The following is a 16,957-nucleotide window of genomic DNA, read 5'->3' on the forward strand; positions in this document are numbered from 1 at the left end:
ATACACAAGGTCGCAATATTCGCCAAAAAGCATGACCCGCGCTGCCAGGGGGTTGCCGACGACCTCATCAACTGGCTGGAGGAACGGGAGTGCCAGCCCCTGGTGGAGGTGCACCTGGCCAGCCACATCGGCTATCACAAGGGGACCACGGCCGAGAACATCCGCGAGCAGGCCGAACTGGTGGTGGTGCTGGGAGGTGACGGCACGCTGATCTCGGTGGCCCGGCTCTTCAGCGGCAGGGAGGTCCCCATTGTGGGGGTCAATCTGGGAAGCCTCGGCTTTCTGACCGAGGTGACGGTGGAGGAACTCTACCCGGTCCTGGAACTGTGCCTGAAGGGGCATCCCCACGTCTCGGAGCGGATGATGCTGGAGGTGAGCGTCCGCCGGGAGGGGAGGGAGATCGAGAAACACCATGTGCTGAACGATATCGTCATCAACAAGGGGGCTCTGGCCCGGATCATCGACCTGGAAACCAAGGTCAACGGCCATCCCCTGACCACCTACCGGGCCGACGGGCTGATCATCTCCACGCCCACCGGTTCCACCGGCTATTCCCTGTCCGCGGGCGGTCCCATCATCCACCCCCAGATGAGTTGCATTGTCATTACCCCCATCTGCCCCCACACCCTGACGAACCGTCCCATCGTGGTTTCCGATGCGTCCAATGTGTCCATTACCGTGGCGTCGTCCTACGACGAAAAGGTCTACCTGACCCTGGACGGCCAGGTCGGTTTCGAGTTGATGGAAAAGGATTCGGTGGATGTGCGGGCCGCTCTCAAGACCACCGCCTTGGTCATGTCCCGCAGCCGGGATTATTACGAGGTCCTGCGGACGAAACTGAAGTGGGGAGGGCAATGAGGCCATGGGAGGTTGTTGAAAAACAGCCATCTCGCAGCCATCCTCGAAGGCCACTTTGTGACTTCGGCCTGTGGCCTCACCCTCCGGGCGCCTTCGCGGTCCAATTTCACGAGTGAAATTGTGCGGCGTAGCGCTGCTACGCCTCCGCAGGGCTTGTCTAGCGGGTGCGACGATCTGACTATTTTTGAACAACCTTTGATCAATCTGAGTTTTTCAAAAGCCTATTATTTGCCTGCGTTGCGGAGCGTAATCCCATGTTGACCGACCTGACCATCAAAAACATCGCCATCATCGACACCCTGCATATCTCCTTCAAGCAGGGGCTTACCGTGCTGACCGGCGAAACCGGCGCCGGCAAGTCGATCATCATCGATGCAGTCGGCCTCATCATGGGGGGGCGCGCCTCGGCCGACCTGATCCGCTCCGGGGCTGACGAAGCGGTCGTGGAGGCGCTGTTCGACATATCGGGTCAACCCGAGGTGGCCCGGAAACTCCGGGATTCGGGGTTTGACTGCGACAACGAGCTGCTCGTGAAACGCTCCATCTCCCGGGCCGGGAAAAACCGGATCTTCATCAATGCGAGCATGGCCACCCTGGCGCTGCTGGCCGATATCGCCCCCCGCCTGATCAATATCTATGGTCAACATGAGTCCCAGACCCTGCTTCGCCCGGAAAACCATCTCCTGCTCCTGGATGCCTACGCCGGGTTGAACCCGCAGCGGGAGGAGTTCGCCCGAAGCTTTGAACGCTTCCGCGCCCTTCGGGAGCGTCTTGCGACCCTGGATGAAGAGGAACGAGAGGCGGAACGGCGGCTCGATCTCCTGTCGTATCAGTCCGATGAGATCGGCCGGGCGGAGTTGCGGGTCGGGGAGGAGGAGGAGTTGGAGGAACGCCGCCAGCTGCTTGCCGGTGCCGAAAAGCTGGGGAGCGTCAGCGCAGAGGCCTTTGAACGGCTCTATGAGGGTGATGGGGCGATCCTCGGGCAATTGCGCCGCATCAAAAACTCCATTGCCGAGATCTCTGAAATCGACCACAGCCTGGAGGGATTGGCGGCCTCCCTGGAAAACGCCTACCTGCAGGCGGAGGATGCCGCCATCATGCTGCGCGATTATGCCTCCCGCATCGAGGCCGACCCCCTGGCGTTGCAACTGGCCGACGACCGCCTCGATCTGATACACCGACTCAAAAGGAAATATGCCCCCACTGTTGAGGCTATTCTCGAATTCAAGCAGGGGCTCGATCGCGAGATAGAAACGTTACTGAATCGGGAACAGGACAAGCACAACCTGGAAGAGGAGCGGGAGCGGCTTGCCCATGACGTGCAAAAGAGGGGGAACGACCTCACAAAGCGGCGTTCGACTGCCGCGGGCGCCCTCTCCAAGGCGCTGGCCGCGGAGGTCCACCAGCTTGCCATGAAGAACGCTGTCGTGGAAACGCTCCTGGAGCCGTTGGCGGAGCCGCGCTCCACGGGGTACGAACGGGTTGAACTCCTTTTTTCCCCCAACCCGGGCGAGCCGCCCCGGCCCCTGGCCCGGGTCGCCTCCGGCGGCGAGTTGTCGCGGCTTATGCTGGCATTCAAACAGGTGCTGCCCGAGGGGGATGTGCCGACATTGATCTTTGACGAGGTGGATACCGGCATTGGCGGCGCAACCTCGGAGATGGTGGGACAAAAACTGAAAAAGGTCGCTTCGGTTCAACAGGTGCTCTGCATCACCCACTTGGCGCAGGTGGCTGTTTTCGCCGGTCAGCATCTGCGGGTGGAGAAACAGGTGGCAAACGGCAGAACGACCACCCGAGTCGTTCCGCTGGTGGATGGAGAGCGCACCCATGAGGTAGCCCGGATGCTGGCCGGCGCCAAGATCACCGATTCGGCCCTGACCCATGCCGCGGAGATGCTGGCGGCGACCGGCGGCTAACCAGCCTCTCTCATTGACTCAGAAAAAAGCTGTTCACCACAAAGGCACAAAGGTCACAAGGTTGCACAAATAATTTCAGCAAGTTATGTGGAAATCTTGTAGTGGGCCGAACTCGCCTTTTGAGTGAATGCCGGTTTACCGATAACTCTTTGTGTTCTTTGTGCCTTTGTGGTGAATGGTTGCCGTCTTTAGGCTGATTGTCCAAGCTGCTCGGCGATCCTGGCATGAACCTGCCGTATGGCGCGATAACGCTCATCCTGAAGCACCGTTTCCGGGGCGTCGGCATCCACGGGATGCACCGCCAGCCAGGTATTTTCACGCAACGAGCCCTCATACCCTGCCAGGGATTCATTCAAGAGCAGGAAGAGCCGGTCGTTCATACCGTCGAATTCCCCCTCGCTGAACCCCTGCATCGACAATTCCTTCCTGAAAAGCTGATCCCCATCATGGCTGAACTGCCGATAATCGAGCATGGCCGACGCTCCCTGGGATTGGGGCAAGAACAGGGAGACGGTTTTCTGCGCCCGGTCGGCAATCACCATGCGCGCTGCGCCGTAGGCCTGGGATTGGTCGGTCATGCCATAGAGCGCCGCACAGAGCAGGTCGGTGAAACAGTCGCTATGCAGGAAGCCTCGGCTGGCCCGGTCGGACGTCTCGTAATAGAATCCCCGGCGCTCCGGCTGCTCCGACAGGAGCGCCCCGCAGACCAGGCAGCGCTCGGCAAGCCCCTCCAGCCGGGCAAGGTAGGACTCCTTCTTTTTCCCTTCCTTTTCCCTCAGCCAGGCTGCATACAGACAGGAACGGGGCTCCGGGGTGGCATCGAAATTCCGCAGAATATCCCGGGCGATCTCGGTGAACTGGCCGTGGACATCGGTACCGCGGGCATGGGTCAGGATCGGATAGATCTTGCCGTCCGGGTTGGTATTGAGGCTCTCCACCTTGGGGCTTTTGGAAATGTAGGTATCCATGCAGCGGTAGCCACGATTGATGGCAAAGGCCCGCAGCAGAGTCTTCTGGTCCTTGAACAGCCCGTCAAATTTGATGCGCGAGTCGATCAGGCAGGGGATGAGCGAGAGCGATTTCTTGTCGATGCCGCGCTGGTCGAACAGGGCGAAGATATTCTTGCAGTTCTCCAGGCTGGGCATGTCCTTGACCGGGATCAGCACCCGGTCGGCGGCATAGAGGGCGTTCTGGGTCAGGATGTTCAGATCCGGCCGGGTATCGATGATGACGATGCCGCCAAAGCCGCATTCGGCGAACATGCGCGTCAGGCTCATGGGGCCCCGGAAATTTTCGTTCATCTCCCCCAACTCGGTCGAGGAAGGGATATAGCTGACGCCGTACTGGCCGACATGTACCAGTTCCCGTGCCGGGACACCCTTCAGCATCTCGAAGACCGTGCCCGTCAGATTCTGGCCCGGCAGCTCGAACATCCGGTCAATGGTGAAGTGGTTGTCGAAGGAGAAGATCGTGACCGGCAGGTCGTCGCGCATGGCCTTCAGGTAGATGGCCAGGTTGGAAGCCAGGGTGGTTTTGCCGACCCCGCCTTTTTCCGAAGAAATGGTAATGATATAGGGATAGTTCTGCATGCATATCCTTCAAAGTAGTGTTGATACCGGGAGGAAAGGCGAACCTATTTGACCAAGGCATCGATCGACTTGAGCAGCTTCAGGAGCGTCGGCAGATCGTCCAGGGGAATGGAGTTGGGGCCGTCGCACAGCGCCTTGTCCGGGTCTTCGTGCACCTCCATGAAGATCCCGTCTATGCCCGCCGCAACGGCGGCACGGGAGAGGTATTCCACGTACTCCCGCTGGCCGCCGGAACACTCCCCCTGGCCTCCGGGAAGCTGCACGCTGTGGGTGGCGTCGAAGATGACCGGGAAGCCGGTGGCGCGCATGATCGGGAAGGTGCGCATATCCACCACCAGGTTGTTGTAGCCGAAGGAGGCGCCCCGTTCGGTGAGGATGATATTTTCGTTGCCCGAGGCCACCGCCTTGGCGGCCACGTTTTTCATGTCCCAGGGGGCCAGGAATTGCCCTTTTTTGATGTTGATGACCCGGCCGCTCTGGGCCGCCGCTATAATGAGGTCGGTTTGCCGGCAGAGAAAGGCCGGTATCTGCAGCACGTCCAGCACCTCTGCCGCCGGCGCCACCTGCTCGATGGAATGGATATCCGAGAGCACCGACAGGCCGAGGGAGTCCTTCACCTTGGCCAGGATCTTCAGGCCGTCCTTGATGCCCGGTCCCCGAAAACCGCCGATAGAGGTGCGGTTGGCCTTGTCGTAGGACGCCTTGAAGATGAGCGGTATGGACAGGCCGTTGCAGATGGTCAGCAGCCGCTCGGCGTGGCGCAGGGTTGCCGCCTCCGACTCGATGACGCAGGGGCCGGCCACCAGCACCAGCGGCCTGCCTCCGCCAATCTTGACATCGTTGATTGCGATCTCGCGGGTCATGGTTTACCTCTTATTGCGGTACGCAAGTGCCGCCCCGACGAAGGCCCGGAAGAGCGGGTGGGGCTGGAGCGGTTTGGATTTGAACTCGGGATGGAATTGGCACCCCAGGAACCAGGGGTGGTTGGGGAGTTCGATAATCTCCACCAGATCCTTGTCCTTGTAGATGCCGGACAGGATCATCCCTTTTCCCGTGAGGGCGGAACGGTATTTGTTGTTGAATTCGTAGCGATGGCGATGCCGCTCGGAGATCTCGGTGGCGTTGTAGGCCGCATGGGCGAGGGTCCCCTTGGTGACGGCGCAGGGGTATGCCCCGAGCCGCATGGTCCCCCCCTTTTTGCTGACGGATTTCTGGTCCTCCATAAGATGGATGAGCGGGGAGCCGCAGTCCGAGAACTCGCTTGAACAGGCATCCTTGACGCCGCAGACGTTGCGGGAAAATTCGATGACCGCCATCTGCAGCCCCAGGCAGATCCCGAAGAAGGGGATGTTTGCGGTGCGGGCGAACTGGATTGCGATGATTTTCCCCTCGGTCCCGCGCTCACCGAACCCGCCCGGCACCAGGATGCCGTCCACATCGTCGAGATGGCCGTCAATGCCGTCCCGTTCGATCTTTTCCGAGTCGACATACTTGAGGTATACCCGGCAGTCGTTGGCGATGCCGCCGTGGGTCAGGGCCTCGGCCAGGGATTTGTAGGACTCGGTCAGGTTGACGTACTTGCCGACCACCGCGATGCGCACCTCGCCGTGGCTGGGGTGCCGCAGGGTCTCCACCACGTCCTGCCACGGGGTCAGGTCCGGTTCCTTGGTCCAGATGTTGAGCTTGTCCACCACCTGCTCATCCAGCCGTTCCTTGTTGAGCGACTGGGGCACGGCATAGATGTGTTCCGAGTCAACTACCGGGATGACGTCTTTCTCTTCGACGTTGCAGAACAGGGCGATCTTTTTCTTCATCTCTTGGGGCAGTTCCCGCTCGCAGCGGCAGAGCAGGATGTCGGGCTGGATACCGATCTTGCGCAGTTCCATGACCGAATGCTGGGTCGGTTTGGTCTTCAGTTCTCCGGCGGTGCGGATGTAGGGCACCAGGGTAACATGGATATAGAGGGTATTGCCGTGGCCGCGGTCGTAACGGAACTGGCGAATCGCCTCCAGGAAGGGGAGGGATTCGATATCGCCCACAGTACCCCCCACCTCGACGATGGCCACGTCCGCCCCTTTGGCGTTCTCGATGATCTTGTTCTTGATCTCGTCGGTGATATGGGGGATGACCTGTACCGTGCCACCTAGGTAGTCGCCGCGCCGCTCCTTGTCGATAACGGAGAAATAAACCTGGCCGGTGGTGAAGTTGCTTTTCTTGGAGAGGCGGGCGTTGGTGTAGCGCTCGTAGTGCCCCAGGTCCAGATCGGTTTCGGCGCCGTCGTCGGTGACAAAGACTTCGCCGTGCTGGAACGGAGACATGGTGCCGGGGTCCACGTTGATATAGGGGTCCAGCTTCTGCATGGTAACGCGCAGACCGCGCGCCTCGAGCAAGGCGCCCAGGGAAGCGGCCGCCAGTCCTTTGCCGATGGACGAGACAACCCCGCCGGTGATGAAGATAAACTTGGTTTTCATAAAATCTGCTCCTGTGGGAAAGGCTAGAAAATTATTGCGTCACTATGCGGTAGCGCTCCTGCGCCTTGGCCAGGTCATCGGGGGTATCTACACCGATGGATTCGAATTCCGTTTCGATCACGCGGATACGTATGCCGTTCTCTATGGCCCGCAACTGTTCCAGTTTCTCCGAGATCTCCAGGAATGTCGGCGGCATGGCGGCATACTCCAGCAGAAAGTCCCGGCGGTAGACATAGAGACCGACATGCTTGTAGCAGAGCAGTTTGCCATTGGCAAAGGATTCGTCTTTCAGGTCCTGCCACTTGTCCCGGAAAAAGGGGAGGGGGGAACGGGAAAAATACAGGGCGCAGCCGTCGGCGCCGGTCACCACCTTGACCACGTTCGGACTCAAAAAGTCGTGCAGGCACTTGATGCGCGTCTTCAGGGTCCCCATCTGCAGGGCTGGGTCATGGAGAAAGGGCTCGATGGCCTGGTCGATCATCTCCGGGGAGATAAGCGGCTCATCGCCCTGTACATTGACGATGATATCCGTATCCAGGCTGTGCGCTACCTCTGCCAGACGGTCGGTGCCGGTTTCGTGGCTGGTGGAGGTCATGACCGCCTCGCCGCCGATCAGCCTGATGGCATCGGCGATGCGCGTATCGTCCGTTGCCACGATGACCCGCGAGACCAGGGATGCTTTGCACGCCCGTTCATAGACATGCTGGATCATCGGCCTGCCCCCGATATCGGCCAGGGCCTTCCCCGGAAAACGCGTGGAAGCGTATCGGGCGGGAATGATTGCTGTGATTTTCATACTGACGTGACCTTGCAAGGAATTTCGAGTGGTACACCACGGGGCGGATTCAAAGGAAAACAGGCAAACAAGGAGCATGGCAGCGCCCTACGAACCGGTACGCCGAAAAAACGCCAGGAAGCCTGCAAGCGTGTTGTTTGAATGCGCCCTGGAATCAGGCATGTCCTATGGTAGGACATAATAGGCTACCTCAAAAAGAATGGGGTGTCAAGGATGGAAAGGCTTAGCTTTAGCCCGGCTGCCGCACCGGACCATGCCGTCGGCGCATCAGTGGGCTATGATGCCGGACCGCCAGTTGAAGGCCTCGAGTTGGGCTGTCAGGAGTTCGTCGAGTGTTATGCCGCACCGCTCGAGTAACGGCGTGACCGCGTCGAAATCGGTCACTTCCAGTTTCTCGGCAAGCAGGAGCAGTTCGCCCAATCGCCCCGAGCGATCGAGGAGGGCGGCGCAGATCTCCTCGTTGAGGTTGAGGTTCGAGATGATCTCGTCCATGGGCGTTTCGAACAGGACATCGAGAAGGGACAGGATGCCGGTCATAAAGGCCTCTTCCGATTGTTCGGAGGAAGAGGCGTGTTGCAGCTTTTGCAGCACCAGTGTTTCCATCAGGCGCCCCCGTACCGCCGCCATCTCCAAAAGCGGATTGTCGATGCCGCGGGAATCGTTGCCGGAGAACAGGGACAACTGGATCCAGCGCCGCAGGTGGTTGGTTCCCAGCATGAGGATTGCGTGCCGGAGGGTCTTGATCTTTTCGCGCATGCCCAGGGCAACGGAGTTGACCAGACGCAGAAGGTTATAGGAGAGGCTCGGGTTCTCCTTGAAGGTCTGTTCCAGCTCTTCGGGGGGGGCGTCCATGGTAAGCTGTTGGAGCAAGGTGAGCATGGCCCTGCTCGAGACATCGAACCGTTTTTTGTTGAGCACCACCGGACGTTCGAAAAAATACCCCTGAAAGTAATCGAAGCCAAGTGCGGCGCAGGTTTCGAACTGTTCGAAGGTCTCGACTTTTTCCGCCAGGAGCTTGAGCGGCCACTGACGCAGCTTGCGGACGATCTCGGGCAGTCGTTCCGGGCTGGTTTCCAGGATATCGATCTTGATGTAATCGACGGCGGAGTAGATTTCGTGATATTCGGGGCTGTACACATGGTCGTCCAGGGCCAGCTTGAAACCGAGCTTTCTCAACTCGCGGCAGCGCTCGGCGACATGGTCGTCGAGCTCGATGGTTTCCAGAAGTTCGAGAACTGATTGCCTGATGGGGAGCAGTTCGAGCAATTCCGAGAGAAACAGGCCGAGGTAGACGTTGATGAAACCGAATTTTCCGCCCAGGACCTCCTGGAGGCCGAAATTCGACAGGGCGCTGGTGATGACGCTGGTGCTGGCCTGGGAGCAGCTTTCGAATTCCGCGCGGTTTACCGTGGTGGCGCGGAAGAGCAACTCGTAGCCGACGATCTCCTGTTTGCGGTTGAGGATCGGTTGCCGGCCCAGAAAGAAATTTTCGTTGTTCTGCCCCATAGCGTTAACCCGTTACCCGCACAGCTTCAGTACTTCCGTGGCAATGTTCTGAAGTGAGAGCGTCCTGTGGACGCCGCCCCGCTTGACCGCTTCGTTCGGCATGCCGTACACCACGCAGGTCGCTTCGTCCTGGGCCAGGGTCATTGCGCCGGCGTCGAACAGCTCCTTCATGCCGTGGGCACCGTCGTCCCCCATGCCGGTCATGATGACGCCCACGGCGTTTTTCCCCGCGTAGCGCGCGGCCGACCGGAACAGGACATCCACCGAAGGACGGTGGCGGGACACCAGGGGGCCCTCCTTGATCTCCACATAATACCGGGCGCCGCTACGTTTGAGCAGCAGATGATGGTTTCCCGGCGCGATCAGCACCCGCCCGCGGACCACCGAATCGTTGTCGGCCGCCTCCTTCACCGTTACGCGGCAGATGCCGTTGAGGCGCTTGGCAAAGGCGGCCGTGAAATGTTCCGGCATGTGCTGGACGATGACGATACCCGGGGCATTTTCCGGCAGCATTTCGAGAAAGGTCTTGAGGGCCTCGGTGCCGCCGGTGGAGGCCCCCACCACCACGACCTTTTCCGTGGTCTGTATCATGGCCCGGGTCGTGGGTTTTTCCATGATGACATCGGCGGACAGCTTGGGGGTCACCGTGTGGGTCGCCCGCATCGCCAGCGGCCGGGGTCTGGACATGGCCGCCGCCTTGATCGTATCGCAGATGCGGACCCGCGATTCTTCGATAAACTGCTTGGTCCCCATCTTGGGCTTGGCGATGATCTCGACCGCGCCGTACTCCAGGGCCTTGAGGGCCGTTTCGCTGCCCGAATCGGTCAGGCTTGAGCACATGACCACCGGGATGGGGTGCTGGGTCATGATCTTCTGAAGAAACGTCAGGCCGTCCATGCGCGGCATCTCGACATCGAGTGTGATGACGTCCGGGACACATTCCTTCATGCGCTCCGCTGCCACAAACGGATCCGAGGCGGCGGCCATGACCTCGATGTGGGGGTCAGACGACAGGATTTCGGTCAACGCCTGCCTGACGAGGGCAGAGTCGTCGACGATCAGCACCTTGATCCTGGCCGTCATGATGATTCCCTCTTGGTACTCTGGACACCGATCATCAGAAGATCTTTCGTACCTGGCGCACGAAAACCTCGCCGCTATGGGAATAGAAAAACAGCTTTCTGCCCTGGTTGCCGCCGGTATCGGCGGCCGATACCTTCAGGCCGAGCCTGTCGAGCGCCTGCAAGGCGGCTTCGATGTTCTGGCCCCCAACCGACCCCGCTCCGTCGTTGCGGACGGTGAAGTTGAGCACGTTCGCCCCCCCGAAGAGCTTGGCCTCGATGTCGTTTGGGCCGCCGCACAGGGCGCTTATCCGGTTATACAGATATGTTACGGCTCTGTCCACATAACGAAAATCATCCTGCTCCGCTTTTCCGCCGGGGAGCATGGCGTGACAGATGGCCCCTACGCCGATCCGGGGCGCATGCAAAATCACCGCAACGCAGGAACCGAGCACCGTGGAGACAAGGGCAGGGCTCCGGGCGATGAAAATCTCCCCCGGTTTCAAGTATACGTTGCACACATGCTTGTCGTACAGGTTTTTCATAGTTTTCGATACACGGTCGATGCCACCGGCGTCAAGGGGACATTCAGGCCGCTCAAGGTTTCGGAGTGCCCGAGAAAGAGATACCCCCCGGGAACCAGTTGGCGGCAGAATTTGTTCAGCAGCCGCTCTTGGGTCGGCTTGTCGAAATAGATGATGACATTGCGGCAGAAGATGATCTCCATCTGTTCCCGCATGCCGAAATCCTCCATGAAGTTCAGGCGCCTGAACTGGACCAGGGAGCGCAGGTGGGGAGCCACACGCACCAGCCCCTTGCTTTTGTCGCGACTTCTCAATAGGTATTTTTTCTTCATCTGCAAAGGGATGGGGTCGACGCGATCTTCGGTGTAGATGGCGTTTTTTGCCTTTTCCAACACCGCCGTCGAGATATCCGTTGCCAGGATGGAAACGCGAAACCCGGGATTGCTCGCCATGAACTCCGATAGGACCATGGTCAGGGTGTACGGTTCTTCGCCGCTGGAACAGCCGGCGCTCCATATCTTGAGCGGCGACCGGTAACCGGCCTCCCGCGCCTCCACCAGCGCAGGAAGCGCCGATTTCACAAGGAAGTCGAAATGGGCGGGCTCCCGGAAAAAATCGGTCTTGTTGGTCGTCACCACGTCGATCAGGTGGATCAGCTCACTGCTCTTCTCAGCGCCGCTGAAAACGTGCTCCGCGTATTCCTCGAAGGTACGCATGCCGAGGGCTTTGAGCCGCTTTTGCAAGCGGGCCTCCAACATGGTCTTCTTGGCCGCCGGCATCTTGATGCCGACCTCGTCATAGATAAAACCGCTGAACCTGTTGAATTCCCTGTCTTTAAGTACTGCAGGAATGCCGGGGGTATGGAAGGCCTCGTCGTGCGGGTTCATAAAAGCGTTCCAATACGGGGAGAGGTCATAATCGACCGCCGGTGCACACTCATAGGCCATCCCTGTCAAGAAGAATAGTGTTCGTAAGAAGCTCCAGCTCGTGGGGGAGTTGGGCGGTCCATTGTGCACAGTCGTCCAGATTGCCGCCGTCAAGGCTCGACTGAATGTGACTGCACAGATGTGCGAGACGCTTGGCGCCGATGGTGTCGGCGGATACCATCAATCTGCGGATGTGCCTTTTGGTCGCCTCCGTATCACCGGCCCTGACAAGGTCGGCAAGATGGTCGATCAAATGAGGGGCTTGGTCGATGAACATGTCAACAAGCTCATCATAGAGGGGCCGGACCCCCCCCAGGTTCTCCAGCGCCTCTTCTTCGTCCAGGATGGGGAGCGTTCCGCAGGCTTCCGGTTCTGCCCCTTCCCCGGGGGGAAGGACGCAAAACAGGCCGCACACCGCCCGCAACTCCCTGGCCGACATCGGCTTTGAAAGATACCCGTTCATGCCGACGCTACGGCACTTGTCCTGGATCGCCTTGAGGGAGTAGGCGGTCAGGGCGATGATCGGCACAGTGCCCCCGCGGGCGGCCTGCTCCTCTTCGCGGATTTTGAGGGTGGCCACAAAACCGTCCATCTCCGGCATGAGGATATCCATCAGGATGAGGTCGTATCTCCCGCTTCTGGCCTCGTCCACGGCGTCGCGGCCGTTATCGACGCAGTGGACCTGCACGTTGCCCTTTTCCAGCAGCCTGCGGATGCTGACTTGGTCCAGGCTGTTGTCTTCGGCCAGGAGGATGCGCGGCATTTTATCGTCCGCAAGCCCCGCCTGGGGCGACGTGGGATAACTCCATACCTGGTATTTTATCGCTTCGTGCTGCATGGTCGTCGCTGCCCCGCCATACGTGGAATCGGGCTGTCACCCCACGTCCTGCACCGTGTACAACTCTTCATCGGTAAATATTTTATCGCTGTCCAGGATCATGATGAATCTGTTGTCGTGCTTGCCCATGCCCTTGATGAAGTCGGTGTTGAGGTGGGTGCCGATGTGGGGCGCGGCCTCGATCTGCTCCGGCTCCATCTCGATCACCTCCTGAACCGAGTCGGCCAGAACACCCAGGATAAGGGTCTCGTCCTCCAATTCCACCTCCACCACGATGATACAGGTGTTGACCGTGCGCTCGGTGGCCGACATGCCGAATTTGAGCCGCAGGTCGATGACCGGGACGACGCTGCCCCGCAGGTTGATGACCCCCCGCATGAAGTCCGGGGTCTGGGGCACCTTGGTGATGCCGGTGTACTCCAATATCTCCCTGACCTTGGCCACGTCGAGGGCAAAGACCTCCTCGTCGAGCTTGAAGGTGAGATACTGGACCGTTTCGATGATGTCCGCTGCACTCATGGCGCCCCCCTAGAATTTCTCGAATTCGTCGTCAAGACGATCCGGCCCCGGGGTTCCCAAGTCGAGACTGATCCCGCTGCCTTTGCGGACCGCCGGAGCGGAAACGTTCCGGGCGACGTGGGCGATTTGGACGTTCTTGCGGGCCGGACGGGGGTTTTGCAAACCCCGTGCCTGGCCTGCGTCGATGCGGAAAAAGCTGATGGAATCCTTCAACTGCTCGGCCTGACCCGAAAGCTCTTCCGAGGTGGAGGCCATCTCCTCGCTGGCCGAGGCGTTCTGCTGGATGACGCTGTCCAGCTGCTGGATGGCCTTGTTGATCTGTTCGGCCCCGGTGTCCTGCTCCTTGCTGGAGGCGCTGATCTCCTGCACCAGTTCGGCGGTCTTCTGGATGTCCGGCAGCATCTTGTCCAGCATGTCGCCGGCGGCCTCGGCCACCTGGACGCTGCGGGTGGAGAGCTCGCTGATCTCGCCGGCCGCCGCCTGCGAGCGCTCGGCCAGTTTGCGCACCTCCGAGGCGACCACGGCAAATCCCTTGCCGTGCTCCCCGGCCCGGGCCGCCTCGATGGCGGCGTTCAAGGCCAGCAGGTTGGTCTGGCGGGCGATCTCCTCAATGATGGAGATCTTGGTGGCGATCTCCTTCATGGCCCCCACGGTCCCGGCCACGGCCTTACCTCCTTCCTTGGCGTCGCTGGCGCTCTTGACGGCGATCTTCTCGGTCTGGCCCGAGTTGTCGGCGTTCTGCTTGATGCTGGAGGTCATCTCCTCCATGGAGGAGGAGATCTCCTCGGCGGAAGCCGCCTGCTCGGTGGCCCCCTGGGAGAGCTGCTGCGCCGTGGCGGAGAGTTCCTGGCTGCCGGAGGCCACATTGTCGGCCGCGGCGATCACGTCACCCACCACGTGTTTGAGTTTCTCGACCATGTTCCTGATAGCTTCCATCAATTGGCCGGTCTCGTCCTTGCTCCTGACCTCCACCGCGACGGTCAGGTCCCCCGCGGCCAAGGCGTTGGCCACACCCACGGCTTCAGTGAGCGGGCGCACGATGCCTCGCGTCAGGAACAAGGCCACGAAAACCGCAAACAGTATGGCCGCGCCGCCGATGACAAGTATCGACATACGGGCGGTCTCGTAGGTCTTGACCGCCTCCTCGTGACGTATCCGGGTGCGTTCCTTTTGGTAATCGCTAAAATCATTGAGAAAACCGATCCATTTTCTGGTCGCTGGACGGGCCTCTTTCATCATCAAAGATGACGCCTCCGTGTTTTTTCCGGCTAGGGTGAGTTCAAGCACCTTGCTGTTCAAGGTGCGCGCCGCGTCCTGGCCCTCCTTGACCTTGGCAAGCAACTCCAGGCCTTTCGGGTCCTCTTTCGTGGTCAGGCTTTCGATCTTTTTGAGGCCCTCATTGTACTTGTCGCGCTGTTCCTGAATATTCTTGCCGTATTCCTGGCGTTTCTCGGCATTCTCGTCGATGATCGCATTGCGGAGGTTTACCGATACCTCGTAGACATTGTTCAACATATCGCTTGTCAGCTCTGATCGCATATTGTTGACCTTGACGATGTGCTCCAGTTTTCCCTGGATCTGCCCCATATCGGAGATGCCGATCCAAATCAGCGCCAACATAAGCGCCAATATGATGCCAAATCCAAATGCGAGCCGTTTTCCAATTTTCATGTTGTTGAGCATGCTGTCGCCTCCTTGATGATGTTTGTCATTATACTGCAATCAAAAATACCACGGGGTGGGATGCCCGCTTAACACGGCGCATTATCGGCAATTATTGAAACCACACGTTGCGTAGCACCCCAAAAATGTTTTGTACTGTTCACATTGGGGCAGCGGAGGATACCCCGCCCTGCTCAAGGGCTTCGGCCGACTGGAGCAAGAGCCCCATGTCGAGGATCAGGGCCACGGTGCCGTCTCCCAGGATCGTGGCGCCTGAAATGCCTCTGACGTCGCGATACATCCGCCCCAGGGACTTGATGACCGTCTGGTGTTCGCCGATGACGCTGTCCACGACGAAGCCGACCTTGGTGCCGTGGATGTTCGTGATGACGATCTGTTCGATGTCCGGACGGTTGGCGGAGATGCTGAATTGATCCCGGAGCGGAATATAGGGGACGATGGCGCCGCGCACGTTGGCCAGATGGCGGCCGTGGGCCTCCTCGATGTTGTCCCGGGTGAGTTCGACGCACTCCTCGACCGACGAGAGCGGCATGACGAAGTAGTCGGGGCCGATGCGCACCAGCAGGCTTTCGATGATGGCCAGGGTCAGGGGGATCTTGAGCGTGATGGTGCTGCCCGTCCCCTGCGCCGTGGTGATGTCGATGCTGCCGCGAAGCCCTTCGATGGCCTTTTTGACTACATCCATGCCCACGCCGCGACCCGAGACGTTGGTTACCTTGGCGGCGGTGGAGAAACCGGGCGCAAAGATCAGATTATAGATCTCCTTGTCCGACAACTCGGCAGTGGCCGCAATAATCCCCCGCTCCACGGCCTTAGCGCGGATGGCCTCCTTGTCGAGTCCCGCCCCGTCGTCGCGGATGGTGATCAGGACACTGTCCCCGGAGTGCATCGCCCCCAGGTGTACGGTCCCCTGGGCCGGTTTGCCGGCGGCCAGGCGCACGTCGGGCATTTCGATGCCGTGGTCGATACTGTTGCGGATCAGGTGCACCAGGGGGTCGTTGAGCCGCTCGATGACGGTTTTGTCCAGTTCCGTTTCCGCCCCTTCGGTCTCCATCTCGATCTCCTTGCCCAGTTCTTGGGAAAGGTCGCGCACCAGGCGCTTGAACTTGCTGAAGGTGGTGCCGATGGGCAGCATGCGGATGTTGAGGGCCGTATCGCGCAGGTCGTTGGTCAGGCGTTCCACCTCCTCGGCGATGGAGGCGAAATCGGTGTTGCCGTGAAGGGCCGCCGTCTGGCTGAGATGGGCCTGAACCGTGACCAGTTCCCCCACCAGGTTGACCAGCAGGTCAAGCTTTTCGGCAGGCACGCGGATGCTGGAGGTCGATTCCTGTGTGGCCCGCTCCTGGCGCACGTTCTTGACGTGCTGCTGCTCCACCAGGGCAGACTGCACCTTGTCGGGCGTAATGGCCCCGACGGCAACCGCCAGCTCTCCAAAGCGTTTTTGGAGGCCGAGGATCTTCTGGATTTCCATCGGGCTCAGGTCGCCGCGCTCCACCAGGATATCGCCCAGTTTCTTATAGTCCAGGTCCGTATCGCCGGTGCCGCCGTCGTCGATCAAATCCACCTTCAATTCGCAATCGTCCTCTATGAAGATGAAGACATCCTTGATGGCGTCCATACCACGCGCGGTGGTCAGGATGATATCCCAGTAAATGTAGCAGAGTTCGGGGTTCATGTCGTTCAGCACAGGGACGCCCGCGGTGTGGGCCACCACATGGCAGGTCCCCAACTCGCGGAGTTCATTGATCAAGCCCAGCGGTTTTGTGCCGGACAGGAAAATTTCCGGGCACGGTTTGAAGCGGATGCGCCAGGTCTTCAACGTCTCGGCCTCGGCGTCAGGAGCGGGCTGACTCTGGACTGGCGGTGGACTCGGTTCGTTCGGGGATGACGGAACGAGCTGTTTGAGTCCGGCAATAACCGCCTCGCCTTCGGCGCGGTCGGACTCCTCCCCGGAAACGGATGCGTCCAGGAGGCTCTTGATGTGATCCCGGGCGCGCAGGGTCAGGTTCAGGAGCAGTTTCGAAACCGTCATCTTCCCGTTGCGTACCAGATCGAAGACCGTTTCCACCTCGTGGGTAAATTGGGCGACCTCGTCGAAGCCGAACATGGCGCCCGACCCCTTGATGGTGTGCATGGCGCGGAAGACCCTGCCGATCAACTCTTCGTCCGTGGGGTTCTCTTCCAGTTCGAGAAGCGACGTTTCCAGTTCCGCCAGCAGTTCGTTCGCCTCTTCCCGGTACGTGACAATATGCTGTTCGATCATGATAGTG

The 16,957-nt window shown here is 59.9% G+C and carries 14 protein-coding genes; 2 read left to right on the forward strand and 12 right to left on the reverse strand.

Annotated elements, in window-relative coordinates; all coding sequences use genetic code 11:
* On the forward strand, positions 1–858 hold the full coding sequence (locus F6V25_RS11485) for an NAD(+)/NADH kinase (RefSeq protein ID WP_151128894.1): 858 nt from the start codon (positions 1–3) through the stop codon (positions 856–858).
* A 254-nt stretch (positions 859–1,112) separates the two neighbouring features.
* Positions 1,113–2,774 carry a DNA repair protein RecN gene (gene recN / locus F6V25_RS11490; protein WP_151128708.1) on the forward strand — a complete coding sequence of 554 codons (1,662 nt, stop codon included), beginning with the start codon at positions 1,113–1,115 and terminating at the stop codon, positions 2,772–2,774.
* A gap of 188 nt (positions 2,775–2,962) precedes the next feature.
* On the opposite strand, the gene F6V25_RS11495 is transcribed toward recN, so the two are convergent.
* From F6V25_RS11495 to F6V25_RS11550, 12 genes are all read right to left on the reverse strand, one after another.
* Positions 2,963–4,363, reverse strand: coding sequence for a ParA family protein (locus F6V25_RS11495; protein ID WP_151128709.1), 1,401 nt, complete (start codon positions 4,361–4,363; stop codon positions 2,963–2,965).
* A gap of 44 nt (positions 4,364–4,407) precedes the next feature.
* Positions 4,408–5,226: a 3-deoxy-8-phosphooctulonate synthase gene (kdsA, locus tag F6V25_RS11500; RefSeq protein ID WP_151128710.1), complete on the reverse strand. Its 819-nt coding sequence runs from the start codon at positions 5,224–5,226 to the stop codon at positions 4,408–4,410.
* A gap of 3 nt (positions 5,227–5,229) precedes the next feature.
* Positions 5,230–6,834, reverse strand: a complete 1,605-nt coding sequence (locus F6V25_RS11505) for a CTP synthase (RefSeq protein WP_151128711.1) — start codon at positions 6,832–6,834, stop codon at positions 5,230–5,232.
* Positions 6,835–6,865: 31 nt separating this feature from the next.
* Positions 6,866–7,630 carry a 3-deoxy-manno-octulosonate cytidylyltransferase gene (gene kdsB / locus F6V25_RS11510; RefSeq protein ID WP_151128712.1) on the reverse strand — a complete coding sequence of 255 codons (765 nt, stop codon included), beginning with the start codon at positions 7,628–7,630 and terminating at the stop codon, positions 6,866–6,868.
* A 267-nt stretch (positions 7,631–7,897) separates the two neighbouring features.
* Positions 7,898–9,136 carry an EAL and HDOD domain-containing protein gene (locus F6V25_RS11515; protein ID WP_151128713.1) on the reverse strand — a complete coding sequence of 413 codons (1,239 nt, stop codon included), beginning with the start codon at positions 9,134–9,136 and terminating at the stop codon, positions 7,898–7,900.
* Between the two features lie 12 nt (positions 9,137–9,148).
* Positions 9,149–10,219: a protein-glutamate methylesterase/protein-glutamine glutaminase gene (locus F6V25_RS11520; RefSeq protein ID WP_151128714.1), complete on the reverse strand. Its 1,071-nt coding sequence runs from the start codon at positions 10,217–10,219 to the stop codon at positions 9,149–9,151.
* Positions 10,220–10,253: 34 nt separating this feature from the next.
* Positions 10,254–10,742: a chemotaxis protein CheD gene (locus F6V25_RS11525; RefSeq protein WP_151128715.1), complete on the reverse strand. Its 489-nt coding sequence runs from the start codon at positions 10,740–10,742 to the stop codon at positions 10,254–10,256.
* A complete protein-coding gene (locus tag F6V25_RS11530; protein ID WP_151128716.1) occupies positions 10,739–11,608 on the reverse strand; it encodes a CheR family methyltransferase in 870 nt (289 codons plus the stop codon). The genes F6V25_RS11525 and F6V25_RS11530 overlap by 4 nt, the downstream gene beginning before the upstream one ends.
* A 49-nt stretch (positions 11,609–11,657) precedes the next feature.
* Positions 11,658–12,485, reverse strand: a complete 828-nt coding sequence (locus F6V25_RS11535) for a response regulator (RefSeq protein ID WP_151128717.1) — start codon at positions 12,483–12,485, stop codon at positions 11,658–11,660.
* Positions 12,486–12,521: 36 nt separating this feature from the next.
* On the reverse strand, positions 12,522–13,004 hold the full coding sequence (locus tag F6V25_RS11540; protein ID WP_149309202.1) for a chemotaxis protein CheW: 483 nt from the start codon (positions 13,002–13,004) through the stop codon (positions 12,522–12,524).
* Between the two features lie 9 nt (positions 13,005–13,013).
* A complete protein-coding gene (locus tag F6V25_RS11545; RefSeq protein ID WP_151128718.1) occupies positions 13,014–14,687 on the reverse strand; it encodes a methyl-accepting chemotaxis protein in 1,674 nt (557 codons plus the stop codon).
* Positions 14,688–14,826: 139 nt separating this feature from the next.
* On the reverse strand, positions 14,827–16,950 hold the full coding sequence (locus tag F6V25_RS11550; protein ID WP_151128719.1) for a chemotaxis protein CheA: 2,124 nt from the start codon (positions 16,948–16,950) through the stop codon (positions 14,827–14,829).
* Between the last annotated feature and the right edge of the window lie 7 nt (positions 16,951–16,957).

Origin of the sequence: Oryzomonas japonica, from assembly GCF_008802365.1 — a bacterium.
In the GTDB taxonomy this organism is placed as follows: Bacteria; Desulfobacterota; Desulfuromonadia; order Geobacterales; family Pseudopelobacteraceae; genus Oryzomonas; species Oryzomonas japonica.